General features: G+C 29.1%; 19 protein-coding genes. 5 read left to right on the top strand and 14 right to left on the bottom strand.

What is annotated here, in order from left to right; all coding sequences use genetic code 11:
* The first annotated feature begins 45 nt into the window (after window positions 1-45).
* Window positions 46-465 carry a transcriptional regulator PerR gene (gene perR / locus OXH55_RS03220; protein ID WP_268048030.1) on the top strand — a complete coding sequence of 140 codons (420 nt, stop codon included), beginning with the start codon at window positions 46-48 and terminating at the stop codon, window positions 463-465.
* Window positions 466-541: 76 nt separating this feature from the next.
* A complete protein-coding gene (locus OXH55_RS03225; RefSeq protein WP_268048031.1) occupies window positions 542-1,489 on the top strand; it encodes an FG-GAP repeat domain-containing protein in 948 nt (315 codons plus the stop codon).
* 253 nt (window positions 1,490-1,742) lie between these two features.
* Here the strand turns inward: OXH55_RS03225 and OXH55_RS03230 are convergent, their stop codons facing one another.
* Window positions 1,743-2,738: a helix-turn-helix transcriptional regulator gene (locus OXH55_RS03230; RefSeq protein ID WP_268048032.1), complete on the bottom strand. Its 996-nt coding sequence runs from the start codon at window positions 2,736-2,738 to the stop codon at window positions 1,743-1,745.
* Between the two features lie 376 nt (window positions 2,739-3,114).
* On the opposite strand from OXH55_RS03230, the gene OXH55_RS03235 reads away from it, so the two are divergent.
* Window positions 3,115-3,471, top strand: a complete 357-nt coding sequence (locus OXH55_RS03235; protein WP_268048033.1) for a bactofilin family protein — start codon at window positions 3,115-3,117, stop codon at window positions 3,469-3,471.
* 35 nt (window positions 3,472-3,506) lie between these two features.
* On the opposite strand, the gene OXH55_RS03240 is transcribed toward OXH55_RS03235, so the two are convergent.
* From OXH55_RS03240 to carA, 13 genes are all read right to left on the bottom strand, one after another.
* Window positions 3,507-4,001, bottom strand: coding sequence for a hypothetical protein (locus OXH55_RS03240; RefSeq protein WP_268048034.1), 495 nt, complete (start codon window positions 3,999-4,001; stop codon window positions 3,507-3,509).
* A 49-nt stretch (window positions 4,002-4,050) separates the two neighbouring features.
* Window positions 4,051-4,308, bottom strand: a complete 258-nt coding sequence (locus OXH55_RS03245; protein WP_268048035.1) for a hypothetical protein — start codon at window positions 4,306-4,308, stop codon at window positions 4,051-4,053.
* Window positions 4,309-4,348: 40 nt separating this feature from the next.
* Entirely contained in the window at window positions 4,349-4,705 is a 357-nt protein-coding gene (locus OXH55_RS03250; RefSeq protein WP_268048036.1) for a hypothetical protein, read from the bottom strand.
* Between the two features lie 284 nt (window positions 4,706-4,989).
* Window positions 4,990-5,583: a ribosome biogenesis GTP-binding protein YihA/YsxC gene (gene yihA / locus OXH55_RS03255; protein ID WP_268048037.1), complete on the bottom strand. Its 594-nt coding sequence runs from the start codon at window positions 5,581-5,583 to the stop codon at window positions 4,990-4,992.
* On the bottom strand, window positions 5,573-7,906 hold the full coding sequence (gene lon, locus OXH55_RS03260; RefSeq protein ID WP_268048038.1) for an endopeptidase La: 2,334 nt from the start codon (window positions 7,904-7,906) through the stop codon (window positions 5,573-5,575). Before lon ends, yihA begins: the two co-directional genes overlap by 11 nt.
* A gap of 155 nt (window positions 7,907-8,061) precedes the next feature.
* Window positions 8,062-9,741 carry an ATP-dependent protease LonB gene (gene lonB, locus OXH55_RS03265; protein ID WP_268048039.1) on the bottom strand — a complete coding sequence of 560 codons (1,680 nt, stop codon included), beginning with the start codon at window positions 9,739-9,741 and terminating at the stop codon, window positions 8,062-8,064.
* A gap of 184 nt (window positions 9,742-9,925) precedes the next feature.
* Window positions 9,926-11,218, bottom strand: a complete 1,293-nt coding sequence (clpX, locus tag OXH55_RS03270; RefSeq protein WP_268048040.1) for an ATP-dependent Clp protease ATP-binding subunit ClpX — start codon at window positions 11,216-11,218, stop codon at window positions 9,926-9,928.
* A gap of 19 nt (window positions 11,219-11,237) precedes the next feature.
* Complete coding sequence (gene clpP / locus OXH55_RS03275; protein ID WP_268048041.1) at window positions 11,238-11,822, bottom strand: ATP-dependent Clp endopeptidase proteolytic subunit ClpP; 585 nt, start codon at window positions 11,820-11,822, stop codon at window positions 11,238-11,240.
* Window positions 11,823-11,963: 141 nt separating this feature from the next.
* Window positions 11,964-13,256, bottom strand: coding sequence for a trigger factor (tig, locus tag OXH55_RS03280; protein ID WP_268048042.1), 1,293 nt, complete (start codon window positions 13,254-13,256; stop codon window positions 11,964-11,966).
* A gap of 156 nt (window positions 13,257-13,412) precedes the next feature.
* The gene (locus OXH55_RS03285) at window positions 13,413-14,195 is read right to left on the bottom strand and encodes a sugar phosphate isomerase/epimerase family protein (RefSeq protein WP_268049013.1); all 783 of its coding nucleotides are present in this window, start codon (window positions 14,193-14,195) and stop codon (window positions 13,413-13,415) included.
* 31 nt (window positions 14,196-14,226) lie between these two features.
* Window positions 14,227-15,069 carry a hypothetical protein gene (locus tag OXH55_RS03290; protein ID WP_268048043.1) on the bottom strand — a complete coding sequence of 281 codons (843 nt, stop codon included), beginning with the start codon at window positions 15,067-15,069 and terminating at the stop codon, window positions 14,227-14,229.
* Window positions 15,070-15,259: 190 nt separating this feature from the next.
* Window positions 15,260-18,454 carry a carbamoyl-phosphate synthase (glutamine-hydrolyzing) large subunit gene (gene carB, locus OXH55_RS03295; protein WP_268048044.1) on the bottom strand — a complete coding sequence of 1,065 codons (3,195 nt, stop codon included), beginning with the start codon at window positions 18,452-18,454 and terminating at the stop codon, window positions 15,260-15,262.
* Window positions 18,455-18,478: 24 nt separating this feature from the next.
* Window positions 18,479-19,564, bottom strand: coding sequence for a glutamine-hydrolyzing carbamoyl-phosphate synthase small subunit (gene carA, locus OXH55_RS03300; protein ID WP_268048045.1), 1,086 nt, complete (start codon window positions 19,562-19,564; stop codon window positions 18,479-18,481).
* A gap of 747 nt (window positions 19,565-20,311) precedes the next feature.
* On the opposite strand from carA, the gene pflB reads away from it, so the two are divergent.
* Both pflB and pflA read left to right on the top strand, forming a co-directional pair.
* A complete protein-coding gene (gene pflB / locus OXH55_RS03305) occupies window positions 20,312-22,558 on the top strand; it encodes a formate C-acetyltransferase (protein ID WP_268048046.1) in 2,247 nt (748 codons plus the stop codon).
* A gap of 19 nt (window positions 22,559-22,577) precedes the next feature.
* Window positions 22,578-23,294: a pyruvate formate-lyase-activating protein gene (pflA, locus tag OXH55_RS03310; RefSeq protein ID WP_268048047.1), complete on the top strand. Its 717-nt coding sequence runs from the start codon at window positions 22,578-22,580 to the stop codon at window positions 23,292-23,294.
* The last annotated feature ends 26 nt before the right edge of the window (window positions 23,295-23,320 follow it).

Below are 23,320 nucleotides of genomic sequence, written 5' to 3' on the forward strand. Positions count from 1 at the left end.
ATTTATTATATAATAAGTATAATCATTTAATAAAGGTGGTGCGTAATGGATAATATAACATCTACTTTCAAGGAGAAAAAGTTGAAACTAACTCCTCAACGTATAGCAGTATATAAATATTTGTGTTCAACTAAAGAACATCCATCAGCTGAAACTATTTACAAAGCGCTGCACCCTGATTATCCTACGATGAGTTTAGCTACAATATATAAAGCCTTAAAAACTTTAGTAGAAGTAAATTTAGTTCAAGAGATAAATGTTGGAGAAGGTAATTTTAGATATGATGGTAACGCTATACCTCATCCTCATATCCAATGTCTATCTTGTGGAAAAGTTGATGACATAGAGGGAATTTTTTTCAATCATTTAAATGAAACTATAAAAGATTATACTGATTATGATGTACTCTCAAACAAAATCTATTTTTATGGCATATGTCATAATTGTAAAAGAAAAGAAAAATAGGCGCAAGCTTATTTTTCTTTTTTTATAAATAATTTTACAGTGCTCTTCATAAATATAAGTAAGTGGAGGTGCTATAATGAAATTTAAAGTTTTATTTCTAAAAAGAAAACATATTTACTATTCAGTTTTAATTTTAATAGTTTTTATATTTTTTATAATCTTTCAATCCTTAAAAACTAACGAAGCTTCTGCTACCTTTTGCGTAAATTTAAATAATAAATCATATAAAGCAGATCTTACAGGGGATGGCCACCAGGATATCCTTTACATAACAACAAAGCAAAATAAATATTATCTTCAAGTAAATACAAAAGAAGATAGTTTTTCCCTTGAACCAAATAAAAATACAAAAACTATGGGAAGCTATTCTCCTTACTGGCCTATGCGAGTTAAATTATTAGATATATCTCGTGATAAAATTCCAGAAATATTCATACAATCCTCTGAAAAAAATAAATCTATTCAACATATTTTTATATATAATAATAATAAATTCCAAAATATATTTTCTAGCCAGAATAATGTTTTAGGCCTCATAGATTGTAGTAATAATAAAACGCCCAAATTTATCTCTGGAAATATTTCTATGGGTAATTTTATTTTTTCTAACTATATTCTTGTGCAAAACAAATTTGAAAAATATACTTATAACGCAAAAGATACATTTATTGAAAAAGATACAATCTTATCTTTTATAAATTTTATGACTACATTAACTAAAAACTCTAAACTACCTGATCAACACATCTTTTCCTCTAAAATAAATGACTCTTCATTAGCTTTAATCACAGCTTTAATTAATGCCGATAACACTTATATATTTCAAGATGCTCAATTCAGAGATACTAAAACAAATAAAAATGGTGAGCCTTCTCAAATTGAGTGGATTCTTAATTTTAGAGGGATTAATAACACCCAAAAAGATATAATCAAAAACTATTCTTTAAATCTTAAATTAAAAGCAGTTAGTAATTCTAGAGAATGTTATTATTTTAAAATAAACTCCATAAATCAAATAAAATAAAAAACAAAGTATATATTGCTATAAAGGCGTTTCACTTCACTAAGAAATTCTAATTTATTTTACGCAATATATACTTTGTTAGGGTACTTAATGAAGGTTGGAAATTATAAAATTTTATGATTTCATAGTAAATAAAAAACGGACCGCTAATTGCGGTCCTAATCAAAAGGGGGATGGGGGGTTTTAGCACTAGTGAGAGAGTAATCAACACACTTATTTATGTAAGACTAACTCTCCATGTACACTATATATATTAACCTTTATTAGAAATTTTATTCACTTTATCGTAATTTCTTTCATATTTTTTTGTAAGTTCATAAATTTCACTCTTTACTTCTTCTCGTAAACTTATAGGCTCTAAAACCTCTGCTTGTGCACCAAAGCCTAAAATCCATTTTTTTACTTCTCCTAAATCATTTAAATACATATGAAGTATTATACTTCCATCTTCTAAACACTCTATTTTCTGATTTGTATGCCATTTATTCTCTTTTACAAACTCAGCAATTTTTTTATCAAATTTTACCTTGATTAAACTTTGCTCTCCCCTAAATACACTCCAAGATTTTTTTAAATAATCACTTAAATTAAAATTCTTAGGTTTTATGAATATCTCTTTAGTAACTTCTATATTTCTTATTCTTGAAATTTTTAAAATTCTTTCTTCTTCTTGAGTATTACAATAACCTACTAAATACCATCCTCCTTGTTTAAATAATATTGTATAGGGATTTACCATAATCTGTGTAATACTGTTTTTATTAAGTGCATAATAGCTTATTTTTAAAACTCTTCCCTTAGTCATAGCATAATTAATTTTTGATATTTTATTATCAAAAGTTTCTAAGTTACCCGTATCATTAATCTTAAAATTAATAAGTTCTTTTAATTCTTCAAAATCACTATTTTCATTCAAAGATAAATCTTTAATTTTAATTACAGCACTTTGAAACTTATCTGCATATGCAAACCCATTGTCTTTAGTTAATATTTTAGACGCCATTAATAAAGATTCTAATTCTTCTTTTTCTAACTTTGGATATTTCATATAAAAATCTTTATCAATATAAAATCCTCCATATCTTCCTTTTTTAGATTCTACAGGTATTTTAGCCATTTGAAGAGTATCTATATATCTATAGATAGTTTTTTTATCTACTTCTAATATATCCGCTAATTCTGAAGCTGTTGTAAATTCTTTATATTGAAGCATTATAATTAATTCTAATAAATGTGAAAGTTTAGACATAAAATTTCCCCCTAAAAATATACTCAGTTGTATTAACTTAGTTGTAACATCTACCAGGTTAGTCCTTATATATAACTACCTTAACTAATTTGGTTAAACACCTAATTTAAATATTGAAAATTTTCTGATGATATTAGCACTGGTATTATTGAACCATCCAATAATACTTTTAAAGATTGGTATATACTTCATATTAGTATAATTTTTTGATAGTTACTTAATCACAACCCTATACTCAATTACTTTATCGTATGGTTTCTGATAAAATTTAATAATAAATTATGTTATATTTTAAATATTTTATTAATATATAAAAAATAAATTTATTGTACTTTTATTTAATATAATATTTTATAATAAGTTTAGGGGGGATTATATGTTTAATGAAAATACTTCTAATAAAATTGAAAATCTTATAGGGGAACATTGTAAAATCATAGGCACTTTAACTGGTAATGGAGTTTTAAAACTTGATGGAGTAATCGAAGGAGACATTATTTGGCAAGATGATGTTATTTTAGCTCCTTCTTCTTCATGCAACGGTAACATATCTTGTAAGAATGCTATTATTAATGGTAAAGTAGAAGGAAATGTAATTTGTGAGAATACCTTAACTATAGACAGTCTAGGTAAAATTACTGGTAATATTACTATGGATTCCTTAATAATAAGTAAAGGTGGTATCTTTAACGGTAATTGTAATATGCTATTAAAAAATTCCAATGATATATAATAAAAAATAAACTTCCGATTAAGGAAGTTTATTTTTTATATTTTACCTTCTTTATACATTTGTGCCATTCTTTCTAATATTTCAGCTCTTTCCTCATTCACTATAGATTTTATAGCATTCAAAAGTTTTATAATTTCGTCTTCATTTGAGTCTATCTTACTATCATATTTTTTTCTTTTCTTTTCTTTTCTTTTATCTTTATCTTTATCTTTATCAAATTTATCCTCTTGTTGCATTATACTATTATTTATATTAGCAGCTTGACTAATTAATTCACCTATATTGATATCCTGAAGTCCATTTTGAATAGCCTCTTTTTCACTCTCTAAATTTTCGGTACCATTTGAATTATTTTGAATTAAATTATTTAAACCTCCTAAAGAACTTAAAAGAGAGGCTACTTGATTTATATCTATATTATTTAACATAGAAGTTAAATTACTTATATCGAAATTATTATTTGGTCCGCTTATGTCATCATACTCTCCATAATCTCTATATTCTTTTTTATGTTTTCTATGTTTTGCCATTTAATCACCTCTCTATAAATAGGAGAGCGTAAAGCTCTCCCTCTTTTTCTTAACAGCATATACCTTGTTTTTTAAATCCTCCGCAGCAAAGTAAGAATAAGAATACTAGTAATGTTCCAGTTTCATTGTCAATTATACATGCTCTCTTCAATACTAATAAAAATAATGCTAATTTACATGGGTCAAATCCGCCTCCGTGTCCGTAGCCTCCGCATATACCGCATCCGCCGTATCCACCGCATCTGCCATATCCGCCGTAACCACATCCACAGTCATATTCGTATTTGCACTTACATTTTTTTGACATAATCAAACCCCCCTTTCTTGGGCCATGGTTTCAATGTATTCTATTCCTCTTCATTTGTATCTATATCATCTGTTCCTTGTGTAGGTAAAAAGTTGAGAATGCTGCTAATGGAACCTAAACCACTACTTTTTCCTAAACGAATAAAGAATAGTATTATTATGATGAATATTATATTGTTTCCATATCCGCCGCCGCAGCCACCGTAGCCACCTCCGTAACCACCGTAACCGCCGCCGTAACCGCCATGGCCGCCATAGCCGCCATAACCGCTTCCATATCCACAACATTTACAACACTGTTTTCTTCTGTGCTTTTTACTACCTTTTCTATAACATCGACAACTATATTGCTGGCAATTATTCCTGTTATTATAACCTCCTCTGTTACTAAATAACAAGAATACAATGATAATCAAGAGCAGTGGGAATCTGCTTCCTGTCCCAAGACCTTTGCTGCCTAAAAGACCCGAGAGCTTATCAATATTTTCCAGGCTGCCAATACCATTCCCGCCTGTTAAATTGTTTATTAATGAACTTATACCTTCCATATCGTTAAAATCCACTTTACCTCCCCCTTTCTGCCCTTCCTGTTTCTTCTTTTGTTTTCTAATACATACTATTCATTTTGCTTTTAATTTGACACAAAAAATTAAGTATGCGAGATTATTTATCTCGCATACTTTTATTCCATTTCTATTATTCCTTCAGTTAGAAGATCTATTACCTCTTCTTTACCACTTTTATTAAGAGCTGAAAAGAAAACAAATTTATCTTCATCTCTGATATTTAGAGTATCTTTTATAATTTTTTTATTTTTTTGAAACTCACTTTTTTTCAATTTATCACTTTTAGTAGCTACAATTATAGTTTCATATCCATAGTGTTTAATCCATTCATACATATTAATATCATCTTTTGTAGGTTTATGTCTTGAATCTACCAATAGAACTATCTTCTTTAGTTGAGGTCTATCTATTAGATATTTTTCTATCATATTACCCCATTTTTCCTGTTCTTTTTTTGAAACCTTAGCAAATCCATATCCTGGTAAATCCACAAAATAAAATTCATTGTTTATTAGGAAAAAATTTATAAGTCTAGTTTTACCTGGAGTACCACTTGTTTTAGCAAGCTTTCGTCTATTTGTTACCACATTGATCAATGAAGATTTACCTGCATTGGATCTTCCAACAAAAGCCATTTCAACTCTATTATCTGTAGGATATTGTAATGGACTAACTGCTGATATTATAAACTCTGAATTCTTAATTATCATTAGACTTCTCCTCTACAAACGCATTTTCTAAAACATCTTCAATCTTTTCCGCAATTATAACTTTCATTTTGCTAAGTACTGATTTCGGTATCTTTCTTAAATCTTTTTCATTAGCTTTTGGAATTATTATTGTATCAATTCCAGCTCTAAAAGCTGCAAGTGTCTTTTCTTTAAGTCCTCCTATAGGAAGAACTATTCCTGTAAGAGTTATTTCACCTGTCATAGCTAAATTGTGTTTTACCTTTTTGTTTCCTAATGCAGAAACCATAGCAGTTATCATGGTAACCCCAGCTGATGGTCCATCTTTAGGTACTGCTCCTTCTGGTGCATGTATATGAATATCTTTTTCCTTATAAAAATCAGGATTTATTCCATATTTCTCAGCATTTGATCTAATATAGCTATAACCGGCTTCCGCTGATTCCTTCATTACATCGCCTAACTGTCCTGTAAGCTGAAGTTTTCCTTTTCCAGACATTACACTTACTTCTACAGGCAAAGTATCCCCACCATATCCTGTCCATGCCATTCCCATGACAACACCTATTTTGTCTATTTTATCAGCTTTATCATAAGTATATATTTCAGGCCCTAAATATTTCTTTACATGATTTACAGTTATTGATATTTTGTTTTTATCTCTTTCTAACATATCAGCAATAGCTTTTCTAATAACTGAAGCAACTTTTCTCTCTAAACTTCTTACGCCAGACTCTCTAGTATAATGTTCAATAACAGAATATATTGATGAATCCGAAAAAGTTATTTTTCCTTCTTCTAGATTATGTTCTTTAAACTGTTTTGGTATAAGATATTTTTTAGCTATATGGAATTTTTCTTCATAAGTATATCCTGATACTTCTATTACTTCCATTCTATCTAGAAGTGGTCTTGGTATCGTATCTAAAGTATTAGCAGTAGTTATAAACATAACTTCTGATAGATTTAAATCCAACTCTAAATAATGATCTCTAAAAGTGTTATTTTGTTCACTGTCTAAAACCTCAAGAAGTGCACTTGCAGGATCTCCTCTAAAATCTCCACTTAATTTGTCTATTTCATCTAATAAAAATAATGGATTTTTAGATTGAGCTTTCCTCATTCCATTAACTATTCTTCCTGGAATTGCTCCTACATAAGTTCTTCTATGTCCTCTAATTTCGGCTTCATCTCTTACTCCACCTAAAGACATTCTAACAAAATTTCTATTTAGAGCATTGGCTATAGATCTTGCTATAGAAGTCTTACCTACTCCTGGAGGTCCAACTAAACAAAGAATAGGTCCTTTTAACGATTTACTCATACTCTTAACTGCTAAATACTCTATTATTCTATCCTTTACATCTTCTAATCCATAATGTTCATCTTCTAATATTTCTCTAGCTCTCTTTATATCTAAATTATCCTTTGTTTTCTTATTCCATGGAATATCTAGTAAACAATCTAAATATGTTCTTATAACTCCACCTTCTGCTGAATAACTTCCAGTATTCTTTAACCTAGTTAATTCATATAAGGCTTTTTCTTTCGCAACTTTAGGTAATTTAGCCTTTTTTATTTTTTTCGAATATTCCTCTATCTCTTTTTTACTTTCATCATCTTCACCAAGTTCTTCTTGAATAGCTCTCATTTGTTCTCTTAAAAAATATTCTTTTTGAGATTTATCTATTTTGCTTTTTACTTTAAGCCCAATCTTCTTTTCTATTTTTAAAATCTCAACTTCATTTTTAATTATTAATAAAAGCTTCTCTAATCTTTCATATACATCATACGCTTCCAATAATTCCTGTTTTTTATCTTCCTTCAATGTTAAATATGAACTGATTATATCAGCAAACCTTCCTGATTCTTCTAAATCATCTAAATTAATTAACGCTTCTGCTGAAACACTATTAGATAATCTCGCATACTCTTCAAACTCTTTTTTTACTGTACGGATTAAAGCTTCACATTTGCCTTTATCTTCACATTTTTCATCTTGTAATATCTCAACTTCCGTCTTTAAAAATGGTTCTTTTTGCACATAACTAACTAGTTTTGCTCTGCTCTCACCTTCAACTAATACTCTAACAGTATCACCAGGTAATTTTAATATTTGTTTTATATTACAAATAGTACCTATGTTAAAAATCTCATCCTCTTTAGGTTCTTCAATTTTTGCTTCTTTTTGTGAAGCTAAAAAGATTTCCTGCCCATTTAGCATCGCCTCTTCAACTGCAAGAAGAGATTTTTCTCTACCTACATCAAAATGTAATACCATATGAGGAAATATTGTTATACCTCTTAATGGAATTAAAGGAAGAACTCTCGATTCTTTTTCCATATTTTCCCCTCATTTCTCAATTAACTTTATTATTCTTATGGTATATTATGTCTTAAAATATTTTATACTATGCTATTATACCTATAAACTGATTTTTTTTCAATTAGTTTCACATTTAAACCCCTTCATCATTTAGTTGATAAAGGGGCTTATTTTTAGACAGATTCAGCACTAAGTATATCTACACTTGAATTAACATCTAAAATAGTTTCTTCTTTATTATCATTTATCAAAGCTATTTTTATTACTTCTTTTATATCAGTTACAGGTATAATGTTAACATCTTTTTCATTTTCAAAAACATCTTGCCAATTTTCTTTAGGAATAATTATAGTTTTTGCTCCTGCTTTTTTTGCAGCTGAAATTTTAGCATTCACACCTCCAATAGGTTTAACTTTACCATGCAGTGAAATTTCTCCTGTCATAGCAACTTTATTATCTATTGGTATTCCCAATATAGCACTATAAACTCCTGTAACCATACTTATACCAGCAGATGGCCCATCTACAGGCATACCTCCTGGAAAATTAATATGTATATCATATTCATTACAATCTTTATTAAATACCTTTTGTAATACAGCTAACACATTTTCAACAGACCCTTTTGCTGTACTTTTGCGTATAAGTTTTTTATTTGAACTATTTATTTCTTCTTCTTCAACTATCCCTGTAATTGTTAACTTTCCTTTTCTTGAATCTACTTTTATAGCAGTAGCTTCAATTTCCATAATTGTACCCATATTTGCTCCATACACAGCAAGCCCATTCACATAACCTACTTGAGGCTCTTTGGGAATATTTTTTTCTGGTCTTGGAGAGTACTGACCATTTTCTATTACCCATTCTACATCATTTACTTCTATTATATCTCTATCGTCATTTAAAGCTATTCCTGATGAAAGTTGAATTAAACTAACTGCTTCCCTTCCATTACTTGCATATTTACCTACTAATTTTTTAGCCTTTTCTTCTATCTTAAACCCAACTTTGTCAACAGCATTTTCTGCTATTTCCTCTATTTCTTCTTGAAGCAATGCTCTGAAAAATATTTCTACACATCTTGATCTAATTGCAGGACATATTTCTTCTGGGTTTCTTGTTGTAGCTCCTATTAATCTAAAATCTGCTGGCAAACCTTTATCAAAAACTTCTTTTATGTAGGTTGGCATATTAGGGTCTTCAGAATTGTAATATGCACTATCTAAAAAAACTTTTCTATCTTCCATAACCTTTAAAAGTTTGTTCATCTCTATTGGATGTAATTCTCCAATCTCATCAATAAATAATATTCCTCCATGGGCTTTAGTAACTGCTCCTGGTTTAGGCTGAGGTATTCCAGCCGTCCCAAGTGGTCCTGCTCCTTGATATATAGGATCGTGTACAGAACCAATTAATGGGTCTGCTATTCCTCTATCATCGAATCTTACTGTAGTTGCATCAATTTCTACGAACTTAGACTTTTCACTAAATGGAGAAGTATTTCTTTTTTTTGCATCCTCCAACACAAGTCTAGCTGCTGCTGTTTTTCCTACTCCAGGAGGGCCATATATTATTATATGCTGAGGATTTGGTCCACATATAGCTGCCTGTAATGCCTTTATCCCTTTCTCCTGACCTATCACTTCCTTGAAGTTAGTAGGTCTACTTTTTTCTGTTAGAGGCTCCGTTAACTTTAAGCTTTGCATTTTTCTTAACTTTTCCATTTCTTTCTTACTTTCTTTATTTACCACCGTTTTATTTCCTGTTTGACCTTTAAGAGCATTAAAAAAATACATACCCATAATAACAGTAACAATTAAACTTACTAAACTTAATACAGAGCTTGTAGTCATTTTAATCTCCTCCTCTTTTATAACAAAGTAGAAAGTTACACATTCTCTTTTTATATTTTGTGCAATTAAGTATAATATATTCTCTATTTTAAAATTTAACCATATACCATAGTAGATATTTTACTTACAGGAAACTCGTACTTTTTTATATATTCAAACTGAAAAAACACCCATCAGGGTGTTTTTAAGCTGTTTCGCTTCCTCTTTTTGTTCTTTTACGTTTTTGTCCAGCTATCACTGGTCTTGCTTCACCATCAGTCAAAACAAGTTCTGGCTGTTTTGTTTTAATAGTTTCTTCATTTATAATAACTTTTAAAATCTCCTCTTTTGAAGGTATATCAAACATTATCTCTTTCATAACATCTTCAATGATAGATCTAAGACCTCTAGCACCTGTTTTTCTTTCAATGGCTTCATCTGCAATAGATTTTAATGCCTCTTCTTTAAATTCTAATTCTACATTATCCATTAATAATAATTTTTGATATTGTTTTACAAGTGCATTTTTAGGTTCCTTTAAAATCTTTACAAGTGCTTCATTGTCTAATGATTCAAGTGTTACCACTATAGGTAATCTACCTACAAATTCAGGTATTAATCCAAATTTCAACAAATCTTCTGGAACTATATTTTTCAAAAGTTGACCAATATCTTTTTCTTTTTTAGATTGTATTTCAGAACCAAATCCTAATGTGCTTTTTCTAGTTCTTTTTTCAATAATTTTATCTACACCATCAAAAGCACCACCACAAATAAATAATATGTTTGAAGTATTTATTTGTATAAATTCTTGATGAGGATGTTTTCTTCCCCCTTGAGGTGGAACAGAGGCTACAGTACCTTCAAGTATTTTTAATAATGCTTGTTGAACTCCCTCACCAGAAACATCTCTTGTTATAGATGGATTTTCAGATTTTCTAGCAATCTTATCTATTTCATCAATATATATTATTCCTCTTTCAGCCTTTTCTATGTCATAATCTGCATTTTGGATTAATTTTAAAAGTATATTTTCTACATCTTCTCCAACATACCCTGCTTCTGTTAATGTAGTTGCATCAGCAATCGCAAAAGGTACATTTAGAAGTTTAGCTAATGTTTGTGCAAGTAGAGTTTTTCCTGAACCAGTTGGACCTAAAAGAAGTATATTACTCTTTTGAAGCTCTACATCATCAACATCTATTGAAGAATTTATTCTTTTATAGTGATTATATACTGCAACTGCTAAAGATTTTTTTGCAGCATCTTGACCTATTACATATTGTTCTAAATAATTTTTTATCTCATATGGTTTTGGAAGTGAACTTATATCTACTTCAGTATTTTCCTCAAATTCGTCAGTTATTATTTCAGAACATAAGTCAATACATTCATCACATATATATACTCCAGGACCAGCAATTAATCTTCTTACCTGTTCCTGGCTCTTTCCACAAAACGAACACTTCAATTGTTTCTTATCATCGTATTTAGACATTTTCACACCTCACTAAGGTTTATTTCTTTCTCGTTACAACATCATCGATTAATCCATACTCTTTAGCTTCATGCGCTTCCATAAAATTATCTCTTTCAACATCTCTTTTTATTTGTTCTAAAGGTTTTCCTGTTCTTTCACTTAGTATTGTATTTAATTTATCTTTTATTCTTAATATTCTTTTAGCATGGATATCAATATCTGTTGCTTGACCTTGGAATCCTCCAAGAGGTTGGTGTATCATTATTTCACTATTTGGAAGAGCAAATCTTTTTCCTTCTGCACCTGCTGTTAAAAGGAATGCTCCCATTGAAGCAGCCATACCTACGCATATAGTAGAAACATCTGGTTTTATATACTGCATAGTATCATATATAGCCATTCCAGCTGTAATTGAACCACCTGGACTATTTATATATAAATATATATCTTTATCTGGATCTTCTCCTTCTAAAAATAATAATTGTGCAACTACCAAACTTGCTGTAACATCATTTACTTCTTCCCCTAAAAATATTATTCTATCTTTTAAAAGTCTAGAATAAATATCATAGGATCTTTCTCCTCTGTTAGTTTGCTCAACTACCACTGGTACTAAACTCATTTTGTCTCCTCCTTAACAAAAATATATTTTCCATTCTCTTTATGATTATCACCTATATTTAATATGATATTCATCTTTATAAAGAATTTGTTGTAAAATTAATTGCCAGAAACATTTCTGGCAATTAATTTTATGTCTATATTATGCTATTTCTTTACTACTGCTAACTAAAAGCTCTACAGCTTTTTCATTTAATATTTGAGTTTTCAAATATTCTCCTTGAGTTTTAATTACAGCATCAACTAATTTTTCTGGTTCTTGACTTCCATATTGTTTTGCCATTTCAGTTGCTTTTGCTTTTATTTCATCCTCAGTAGCTTCTACATTTTCTACTTTTACTACTTTTTCAAGAACTAATTCAGTCTTAACTCTCTTTTCAGCAGTTTCTTTCATATATTCTCTAACTTTAGCTTCTGTATTATTTGTATATTGATAGTATGTTTCAAGATCCAATCCTTGATATTGTAATCTCATTTCAAGATCTTTAACCATAACATCTATTTCTTTATTTATCATTACTTGTGGAATTTCCACTTCTACTTTTTCACAAACTGCTTCTATAACAGCTTCTTGATATTCAGCTTTTTCTCTTGCTGCATTAGCTTCTTCTGCTTTCTTTCTTATATCTGCTTTTAATTCTTCTAAAGTATCAAATTCTGATACTTCTTTTGTGAATTCATCATCTAATTCAGGTAATTCTTTTGATTTTATTTCTTTAATAGCAACTTTGAAAGTAGCAGGTTTTCCATTTAATTCATCTCTTCCATACTTTTCTGGGAAAGTTACATTAATTTCTTTTTCTTCTCCTACTTTTGATCCTACTAATTGCTCTTCAAAGTTATCTATAAATGTACCTGAACCTATTTCTAGTGAATAATCTTCTCCTTTTCCACCTTCAAAAGCTGCTCCATCTATAAATCCTTCAAAATCAATTATAGCTATATCACTTTTTTCTACTGTTCCATCTTCTTTGCTCATTATTCTTGCATTTTTTTCTTGCATAGCCTTTAATTGTTTTTCAACATCTTCATCACTTACAGAATATGAAGGCTTTTTAACTTCTAATCCTTTATATTCATTAAGAGTTACTTCTGGTCTAACTGTTACTTCTGCAGTGTATATGAATTCTTTTCCTGATTCTATTTGTACTATGTCTATTTTTGGATAATCTACAGGTGCTAAATTATGTTCTTCAACAGCTTTTGGATATGTATCTTCACAACAATAGTTTATAGCATCTTCAAAGAATACACCTTCTCCATAATATCTTTTAATTACGTTCATAGGTGCTTTTCCTTTTCTAAATCCAGGAATATTAAATCTTTTTACATTTTTCTTATATGCTTTTTGTAAAGCTTCATTAAACTTTTCTTTTTCTACAGTTATTTCTAGTTTAACAATATTAGTTTCTATTTTTTCAAATTTAGTGTTCATTAACTTTTCCTCCCAATCACCGTAAATACTTATTTTGACTTCATATATTATAACATACATTATTAAAATTTTACAAACATATATGAGTATTTTTTCATAATTATAATTATATACTAAAAAATTAATATTACAATATAATTTTATAAAAAAAAGAATTTATAGAATTTTTTTCAAAAAATTTCTACTTTTAACAACTTCCTCATAATTAACATAATTATCACTATATACTTCTATTATAGCCGCCCCTTTATAATTCACATCCTTTAAACTTGAATGAAGCTTTCTATAATCCACCTCTCCTTTTCCTGGTAAAAGACAAGGATTCTCTGAATCTCTATCATTTATATGAAGATTTACTATATCCTCATTCATAACCTTTATATATTCTTCGATAGAAAATAGAGCTTTATACGCCTGTTTTATATCCAATGTAAAATTCAAGGGATATTTACATTGTTCTTTAAGCATCTTCAAGTAATCTATATCCGAAGACATACACCAAGACACATTTTCCTGAGCAAGCTTAATACCTATTTCTGAAGATATATATAAAAGTTCATTATATATATCTACAACATGACTAGGATGAAAAAATCTAGTATCAATCTTTCTCATACCATGAAAAGTATAAGATTTAGCCCCTAATCTTTTTCCTGCTATACACACTTGTTTAAAATATTTTAACATATCATTCCTTCTTCTTTTATAACTATCAAATAAATATGGTTCAAAAAATGAAGAAAATGCATGAACAGAATTTATTGTAAAATCATATTTTTCCTTCTCATATATAAGCTTATTTACAAATTCCTCTTCAAATTCACTAGGGCAATTAAAAAAAACCTCTCCTCTTTCAAACCCTAAACCTTTCATTAACTTTATAGAATCTTCTAAGCATACATGAGGATAAAAACATGCCGAAGAAATACCTATTTCCACTTTACTAAACACACCCTTACCAAACTATATATTATTTAACTATATTCACATTTCCATCTATTATTACTTCTAATCCCTCTTTTGAAAGTTTTCCATATTGAATTTCTTTGCCTCCAACTTCATCACCTGTTGTTCCTACTATATATTTATGAGTATTAGTACTTATAGTATATTTCCAAACAAACTTGTCATTACCTCTATTAAACCAAGGTAACTGAGATACATATATTATATTATCATCATCTAAAAGCTTGGGTAAACTATTCCATATGTATGCTGGATTGCTTTTTAAAATGCTTGCCTTACTAAATACCGTTCCTTTGCTTGAAACGTATTCTCCCTTTGTAATATCTTTTTTGTTGCCTTTTTCATCTATGAATATCATATTTTGAGTATTGTTTTCTATTAAAACTACACTTTTTTTAGAAGGACTTATACTACATTGTATTGTTTTGGGAAAGAAATCTATATATTGTTTTTGGTTATTACTTAAAGTATATACAAGTTTAATTTCTTCTCCATTTGAAAGCTTTATTACTTGTGTTTCCTTCTTTATTTCATTTTTCTTTATTTCTTGTTTTTTCTTTTGAATTTTAGCCTTTTGCTGCTTAGTTGCGCTTTCTTGAGGCACGGTTTTACTCTTTGTCTTATCTTTGTCTTTGGAATTATCAAATACACTATTAATATTTATATTCCTTATTTTACTCACAACTTTAACAATTCCTGTCTTGATTTCCTTTGCAACATTTCCTCTCGCCAAAACTACTCCGCCTATAACAGTCAATATTGCAAATATTGTAAGTATTTTTATTATCCTTTTTCTTTTTTTCATTTTTTCGTCATAATCTTTACTAAATATACTTGGTTTTCCCATTTTATCACCTCCTACTATAAATTGAACAAAAATTAAAACATATCATATAATGTAGATATATTTAATAATCATATCTGCTCATTTAACAATATACTATTATTTTCTGCTTTTCTATAAATATTATTATACAAAAAAAGACCTAAGGATTCAAAATCTTCAGGTCTTTTTATATACATTTATTTTTGTGTATTTATTTAGATAAAAAATATTGATTCAAATCTCTATACTCTAAACTTTCATTATTATTAAGAACCTTTATTGCTCTTAAGAAAATTTTAGCTGTATCTATACATGTAAATGCAGGTATTTTATACTCAGCAGCTTTTCTTCTAATTTTAAATCCTTCAGTATTAACATTATTTCCTTTTGTAGGAGTATTTATTATTAAATTTATTTCACCATTCGATATTAATTTAAATAGTTCATCCTTTTCTATCTCCTCACAATTAATATCATTTTTCTCTAAAATATCATTAGTTCCCTTTGAACTATATATTTTAAATCCTAAATCATAGTATTCTTTTATTGTATTTATTCCTTCTTCTTTATCTACATCTTTAAGTGATACGTATAATGCTCCACTAGTTTGAACCTTTATTCCTGAAGCAATAAATCCTTTGTATATAGCTTTATCTAAGTCATAGTCTATTCCTAAAACTTCTCCTGTTGATTTCATTTCAGGTCCTAAATATATATCTACATCTGCAAGCTTTTCATTTGAGAATACTGGTATTTTTACTGCTTGCATTCCACTTTCTTTTAAAATACCTGTTCCATATTGTGAATCCTTTAATTTCACACCTAACATAGTCTGTACCGCAATATTAACCATAGGCACTCCTGTAACCTTACTTAATATAGGTACAGTTCTTGAAGCTCTTGGATTTACTTCTATTACATAAATATCTTTTCCATCAAATACATATTGAATATTTACAAGTCCTATTACATTTAATTCTTTAGCTATTTTTTTAGTATTTTCCACTAACTTATTTATCGTTTCTTTAGAAAGAGTCATAGTTGGATAAACAGTTATACTATCACCTGAATGCACTCCTGTTCTCTCAACATGTTCCATTATTCCTGGTATCAGTATATCCTCTCCGTCACATATAGCATCTACTTCTATTTCAGTTCCTTTAACATATTTATCTATAAGTATAGTATGTTCATTAGATAAGTTTACTGCTTCATTCATATACTTTTCTAAAGCTTCCTTGTCGTATACTACCTGCATAGCTCTTCCCCCTATTACATAGGACGGTCTTACTATAACAGGATATCCTAATTTTTCAACAACTCTATAAGCTTCCTCCATGTTTGTAACTGCATGACCTGTTGGAGTTTTTATATTAATATCTTCTAACAAGTTTCTAAACTTATCTCTATCCTCTGCTAAATCTATAGATTTAAAACTTGTACCTAATATGTTAACTCCTTTTTTATTAAGTTTTTCTGCTAGATTAATAGAAGTTTGTCCTCCGAATTGAAGTATAACTCCTTTTGGTTTTTCTTTTCTTATTACATTCATTACATCATCTATATACAATGATTCAAAATATAATTTATCTGAAGTATCAAAATCTGTACTTACTGTTTCAGGATTATTGTTTATCATAATCGATTCATATCCTGCATTTTTAATAGCCCACGCCCCATGTACACAGCAATAATCAAATTCAATTCCTTGACCTATTCTAATTGGACCTGAACCTATAACCATAATCTTTTCTTGTGGAGATACTACATTTTCTTCCTCTCTTTCATAGCATGAATAATAATAAGGTGTTTGTGCCTCAAATTCTCCACTACAAGTATCAACCATTTTATAAACTGGATAAATATTTTTTATTTTTTTAACTCTATCTATACGTTCTACATCAATATTAGAAAGTTTACTTATTTGTTCATCTGTAAAGCCCATTGTGCTTGCTTTACAGATTAACTCATCATCTACAACCTTACTTTCTAATTTTTTTTCTACATTAACTATATTGTTTATTCCATTTAAAAACCACATATCAATTTTAGTCATATTATGAATACATTCCATTGAATATCCACGTCTTAGTGCTTCTGCTATAGCAAAAATTCTCTCATCATCCTGTTTCTTTATTTTATCTTCTAATTGCTCATTAGATAAATTTTCTCCGTTTTCTAATTTAATTCCTACTAATTTGCTTTCTAAACAAGTTACAGCTTTTAAAAACGCACTTTCAAAGTTTCTGTCAATAGCCATAATTTCTCCAGTAGCTTTCATTTGAGTTCCCAAATTTCTTTCCGCTGTATTAAACTTATCAAAAGGCCATTTAGGCATTTTTACTACCACATAATCTAAGGCTGGTTCAAAACAAGCACTAGAATTTTTAGTTACATAATTCTTTAATTCATCTAAGCTGTAACCTATAGCTATCTTTGATCCAATTTTAGCAATTGGATATCCCGCTGCTTTAGATGCTAAAGCACTTGAACGACTAACTCTTGGATTTACTTCTATAACTATATAGTTGCTGCTTTTAGGGTCTAATGCAAATTGTATATTGCATCCACCTTCTATTTTTAGATTTCTTATTATTTTAAGTGCTGAACGTCTCAACATATGATATTCACTATCTCTTAATGTTTGAGAAGGTGCTACTACAACACTATCACCTGTGTGAACCCCAACTGGGTCTATGTTTTCCATATTACATACTATTATGCAGTTATCCTTCTTATCTCTAATAACCTCATACTCAAGTTCTTTCCATCCAGCTACACTTTGTTCTAATAAAATTTGATTTATAGGACTCATTTTTATCCCTCTATCACATATTTCTAAATATTCTTCCATATTTTCAGCTATTCCGCCACCAGTTCCTCCAAGAGTATATGCAGGTCTTATTATAATAGGAAGTCCATTTTTCTCTACAAATTCTTTGCACTGGTCAATGTTAACTGCTATTGTGCTCACTGGAATAGGCTCATCTATTTCAAGCATTAACTTTTTAAATTCTTCTCTGTCTTCAGCCTTTTTTATAGCCTCACTATTTATTCCTAAAAGTTTAACATTATATTTATTTAACACACCTTTTTCTTGCAGTTCCATAGCTATATTTAAAGCCGTTTGTCCCCCAAACCCTGCAAGTATACCATCTGGTCTTTCTTTTTCGATTATTTTTTCAATAACTTCTACTTTTAAAGGTTCAATATAAACTTTATCTGCCATATTCATATCCGTCATTATTGTAGCCGGATTACTATTTACTAAAATTGTTTTTATACCTTCTTCTTTTATAGCTTTACAAGCTTGTGTACCTGAATAATCAAATTCTGCCGCCTGTCCAATTATTATAGGACCTGAACCTAAAATTATAACTTTTTTTAAATTTTTATCTAATGCCATATTTTTTTGCCTCCTTCAGATGTGTTATATTGCTTTTTTTTCTACGACGTTGTTCATACTGTCAATAAATTTATCAAATAAATAGGCTGAATCTATAGGTCCTGGTGATCCTTCTGGATGAAATTGCACCGAAAATACTGGTAAAACTTTATGTCTAATTCCTTCTACTGTATTATCATTTAAATTTATATGTGTAACTATCAATTCTTTATCTTTAATACTTTCTTCTCTAACTGCATATCCATGGTTTTGTGATGTAATATATGCTTTATCTCTTTCTATATCGTATACTCCATGATTTCCACCACGATGACCAAATTTCATTTTATAAGTATCTCCTCCAAAAGTAAGGCAAAGTATTTGGTGTCCTAAACAAATTCCAAAAGTAGGTTTAGCCTTAACAATTTTTTTCACAGTCTCTACCGTTTCTGGAACATCTTTTGGATCTCCTGGTCCGTTACTTAACATTACACCTTCAGGGTTTATTTCCATTATTTTTTCAAAACTCGTATTGTATGGCACTACTGTTATATCACAATCTCTATTCTTTAAATTTTCTATAATATTTGCCTTTGCTCCAAAATCCATTAAAACTACTTTATGTCCCTTACCTTCGATATGATATATTTCCTTTGTACTTACTTCTTCAACAAAATTTATTTTACTGTCAGATTTTTTTATGTATTCTTCTAATTCTGCAACTGTCTTGTCTTCATTAGTTATTACACATTTCATAGTCCCACTATTTCTTATTAGCTTAGTTATACTTCTTGTATCCAAACCCGATATTCCAACTATATTCATTCTCTCTAACATACTGCTTAAAGTTTCTTCATTCATATAGTTTGATGGATTTTCACATATTGATTTAACTATAAGACCTCTTGCATATATTTTTTTTGATTCATTTTCTTTCTTATTCACTCCATAATTACCTATAAGAGGATAAGTCATATTTATAATTTGTCCAGCATATGAAGGATCTGTAACTATTTCTTGATATCCTGTCATTGAAGTGTTAAAAACAAGTTCTCCTACAGTTGTTCCTTTTTTTCCAAACCCTTTTCCTCTAAAAACCGTTCCATCTTCTAAATATAATATTGCATTCACCTTTTATTACCTCCTCGTAATTGTAAACACATTCTTTTATCCTGTAATTTTATGCATTCATCTATATATATTTTTCTTAACTTTCATGCATTCACCCGACAATAATCCTTGTCATATTATATCTTTCATCATATAGTATTCATTCTTTTTTAATTTTTATACATTTTTTATTAATATTTATACATAGGTTATCATTTTGAAATTTTAATGTCAATAGCATATATACACAAAAAAACCTTCTGCTAGAGAGCAGAAGGTTTCACTTGTTTTACACCACTGTTTCACCACCTTTTCAATCTCTCTGGACTAAATTAAAGGTATAAATATATTATATTTTGCATAAAAAAAACTTCTGCTAAAAGACAGAAGGATACTGTAATATTGCACCAGCACCTTTTTAGCCTCTCGGACTATATTAAAGGGTTTTGCATTTATTTTAATTTCTAAAATCATAACACATATCTAAAGATATGTCAACTCAACATTCGTTATTTTTTTAACAATGTGTTATTTTTAAGCAGAATATGTTATTTTTATTTTTTCCGAACATTATTTTATATTTTTACGATATAATTCGAACATTATCGTTAATTATATATTTTTTTCAAAATAATATTAACTTTTTATGTTATTTGTCGTATAATCTATATATCTATATAAATTCAAAAATATTTTAACTAATATTTAAATATAATACTGATATTTTTTTAACAATGTTTTTTCAAAATTGTGCAAGGAGGTTTTTAAATGATTAAACAATGGGAAGGCTTTACCTCAGGTAATTGGATAGAAAATATAAATGTAAGGGATTTTATCCAAAAAAATTATACTTTATATGAAGGAGATAGTAACTTTCTAGAAAACTCAACAGAAAGAACTAAAAAACTTTGGAATAAAACATACTCACTCATAGTTGAAGAAATAAAAAAAGGTATTCTTGATGTTGAAGTTGAAAAATTTTCAGGAATAGACAACTTTGAACCTGGATATTTAGATAAAGAAAACGAGCTGATTTTAGGATTTCAAACTGATGTGCCATTTAAAAGAATAGTTAATCCTTATGGTGGTATGAGAATGGTTGAACAGTCTTTAGCCGAGTATGGCTTTACATTAAAAGACGGTTTAAAAGAATCTTTTAATGAATTTAGAAAGACACATAACCAAGGTGTTTTTGATGCTTATACAGAAGAAACTAAAACAGCTAGACATGTTGGATTATTAACAGGTCTTCCTGATGCTTATGGGAGAGGAAGAATTATAGGCGACTATAGAAGAATTGCTCTATATGGAATGGATTATTTGATAAAACAAAAACAAAAAGACTTCAAGAACTTAAAAGGTGCTGCATCAGAAGAAGTTATAAGACTTCGAGAAGAAATTTCAGAACAAATAAGAGCTATGCAGCAAATAAAAAATCTAGCTAAAAATTATGGTATAGATATTTCTGAACCTGCTAAAAATGCACAAGAAGCTGTTCAATTTTTATATTTAGGCTACTTAGCCGGTGTTAAAGAAAACAATGGTGCTGCAATGTCTCTTGGAAGAACTTCTTCCTTTATAGATATATATATTGAAAGAGACATTAAGAACGGTTTAATAACAGAAAAAAAAGCTCAAGAAATAATTGATCAATTTGTTATTAAATTAAGATCAATAAGACATTTAAGAACTCCTGAATATAATGAATTATTTGCAGGTGACCCTAACTGGATAACAGAATCAATTGCTGGTATAGGAATTAACGGAAAGCCGCTAGTTACTAAAACATCTTTTAGATTTTTGCATACTCTAACTAATTTAGGTCCTGCTCCTGAACCTAACATGACAGTATTATGGTCTGAAAAACTACCTTGTAACTTTAAAAAGTATTGTGCTAAAATGTCTATAAAAACCGACTCAATTCAATATGAAAATGATGATATTATGAGACCTGTATATGGAGATGATTACGGGATTGCTTGTTGTGTATCAGCAATGCAAATAGGTAAGCAAATGCAATTTTTTGGTGCTCGTGCAAATCTTGCAAAATCAATACTGTACGCTATAAACAGCGGTATTGATGAAGTTAAAAGGGAAAAGGATGGAAGCTTAATTAAAGTTATACCTGCAATTCCAACACTAGAAGATGAAATTTTAAACTATAATGAAGTTAAAGAAAATCTTTGGAAAGCACTAGAATATATAGCTGAACTTTATGTAAATACCATGAATACTATTCACTATATGCATGATAAATATGCTTATGAAGCAAGTCAAATGTGTCTTCACGATACTAAAGTCCATAAATTTATGGCCTTCGGTATAGCTGGACTTTCTTGTGCCGCAGACTCATTAAGTGCAATAAAATATGCTAAAGTTAAACCTATAAGAGATGAAAACGGAATTGCTGTAGATTTCGAAATCGAAGGTGATTATCCTAAATTTGGGAATGACGATGATAGAGTTGATGATATAGCTATAGAATTAGTTAAAAAATTCACAGGAGAATTAAAAAAGCATTCAACTTATAGAAATGCTGAACATACTTTATCGGCTTTAACTATAACTTCAAATGTAGTTTACGGTAAAAAAACTGGTTCTACTCCAGATGGGAGACTTAAAGGTGAACCTCTAGCTCCTGGCGCTAACCCTATGCATGGAAGAGATATTAACGGTGCACTGGCATCACTTAATTCCGTAGCTAAGATTCCTTATAGAGAATGGTGCCAAGATGGTGTTTCAAATACTTTCTCAATAGTACCAAATGCTCTAGGAAAAGATGAAGCTATACAAATAGATAATCTTGTAAATATTTTAGATGGATATTTTGCACAAGGTGCCTTCCACTTAAATGTAAATGTATTAAGTCCACAAACTTTAATAGACGCTATGGAAAATCCAGATAAATACCCAACTCTTACTATAAGAGTTTCTGGTTATGCTGTTCATTTTAATAGACTAACTAGACAACAGCAGCTTGAAGTAATAAAGAGAACTTTTCATAAAACAATGTAGTAAAAGAAGGTGTATACTAATGATAAAAGGTAGAATTCATTCTTTTGAAAGCATGGGCTTAGTTGATGGACCTGGAATTAGAAATGTAGTTTTTTTTCAAGGTTGCCCTCTTAGATGCCTTTTCTGTCATAATCCAGATACCTGGAATTTTGACGAAGGTATAGAAATATCCAGTGAAGAATTAATAAATAAAATTATAAAATTCAAACCTTACTTTAAAAATAACGGTGGAGTGACCTTCTCTGGTGGAGAACCTTTAATGCAACCTAAATTTTTATTAGAAATGCTAAAGTTGTGTAAAAAACACAACATCCATACTACTATAGATACTTCTGGCTGTGGAAGTGGAAATTATGAAGAAATCTTAAAATATACAAACTTAATATTACTAGACATAAAACATTCAACTAATGATGAATTTAAAACTCTAACAGGTGTTTCAATGAAAAATCTTATAAAGTTTATAGAAGTTATTAACTCTTCTCATACTAAGGTATGGATAAGACATGTTATAATTCCTGGTATTACAGATTCTAATAAACATCTAGAAAAACTAAAAGAAATAATTAAAAAAATTAAAAATGTAGAAAAAATTGAATTTTTGCCTTATCATACACTAGGTATTGATAAATATAAAACTTTAAATTATGATTTTAAACTAAAAAATTTAGAACCTATGGATAAAAATAAATGTAAAGCTCTAGAACAAACCTTTATTACAACATTATTAAGTTGAAAATCAAAAAATCACAGAGGACCATT

Origin of the sequence: Clostridium ganghwense, assembly GCF_026735165.1 — a bacterium.
In the GTDB taxonomy this organism is placed as follows: Bacteria; Bacillota; Clostridia; order Clostridiales; family Clostridiaceae; genus Clostridium_H; species Clostridium_H ganghwense.

What these genes read in the sequence shown, in the direction of transcription:
- perR (WP_268048030.1), top strand. Translation starts at nt 46, where the DNA reads ATGGATAATATAACATCTACTTTCAAGGAGAAAAAGTTGAAACTAACT.
- OXH55_RS03225 (WP_268048031.1), top strand. Translation starts at nt 542, where the DNA reads ATGAAATTTAAAGTTTTATTTCTAAAAAGAAAACATATTTACTATTCA.
- OXH55_RS03230 (WP_268048032.1), bottom strand. Translation starts at nt 2,738, where the DNA reads ATGTCTAAACTTTCACATTTATTAGAATTAATTATAATGCTTCAATAT.
- OXH55_RS03235 (WP_268048033.1), top strand. Translation starts at nt 3,115, where the DNA reads ATGTTTAATGAAAATACTTCTAATAAAATTGAAAATCTTATAGGGGAA.
- OXH55_RS03240 (WP_268048034.1), bottom strand. Translation starts at nt 4,001, where the DNA reads ATGGCAAAACATAGAAAACATAAAAAAGAATATAGAGATTATGGAGAG.
- OXH55_RS03245 (WP_268048035.1), bottom strand. Translation starts at nt 4,308, where the DNA reads ATGTCAAAAAAATGTAAGTGCAAATACGAATATGACTGTGGATGTGGT.
- yihA (WP_268048037.1), bottom strand. Translation starts at nt 5,583, where the DNA reads ATGATAATTAAGAATTCAGAGTTTATAATATCAGCAGTTAGTCCATTA.
- lon (WP_268048038.1), bottom strand. Translation starts at nt 7,906, where the DNA reads ATGGAAAAAGAATCGAGAGTTCTTCCTTTAATTCCATTAAGAGGTATA.
- lonB (WP_268048039.1), bottom strand. Translation starts at nt 9,741, where the DNA reads ATGACTACAAGCTCTGTATTAAGTTTAGTAAGTTTAATTGTTACTGTT.
- clpX (WP_268048040.1), bottom strand. Translation starts at nt 11,218, where the DNA reads ATGTCTAAATACGATGATAAGAAACAATTGAAGTGTTCGTTTTGTGGA.
- clpP (WP_268048041.1), bottom strand. Translation starts at nt 11,822, where the DNA reads ATGAGTTTAGTACCAGTGGTAGTTGAGCAAACTAACAGAGGAGAAAGA.
- tig (WP_268048042.1), bottom strand. Translation starts at nt 13,256, where the DNA reads ATGAACACTAAATTTGAAAAAATAGAAACTAATATTGTTAAACTAGAA.
- OXH55_RS03290 (WP_268048043.1), bottom strand. Translation starts at nt 15,069, where the DNA reads ATGGGAAAACCAAGTATATTTAGTAAAGATTATGACGAAAAAATGAAA.
- carB (WP_268048044.1), bottom strand. Translation starts at nt 18,454, where the DNA reads ATGGCATTAGATAAAAATTTAAAAAAAGTTATAATTTTAGGTTCAGGT.
- pflB (WP_268048046.1), top strand. Translation starts at nt 20,312, where the DNA reads ATGATTAAACAATGGGAAGGCTTTACCTCAGGTAATTGGATAGAAAAT.
- pflA (WP_268048047.1), top strand. Translation starts at nt 22,578, where the DNA reads ATGATAAAAGGTAGAATTCATTCTTTTGAAAGCATGGGCTTAGTTGAT.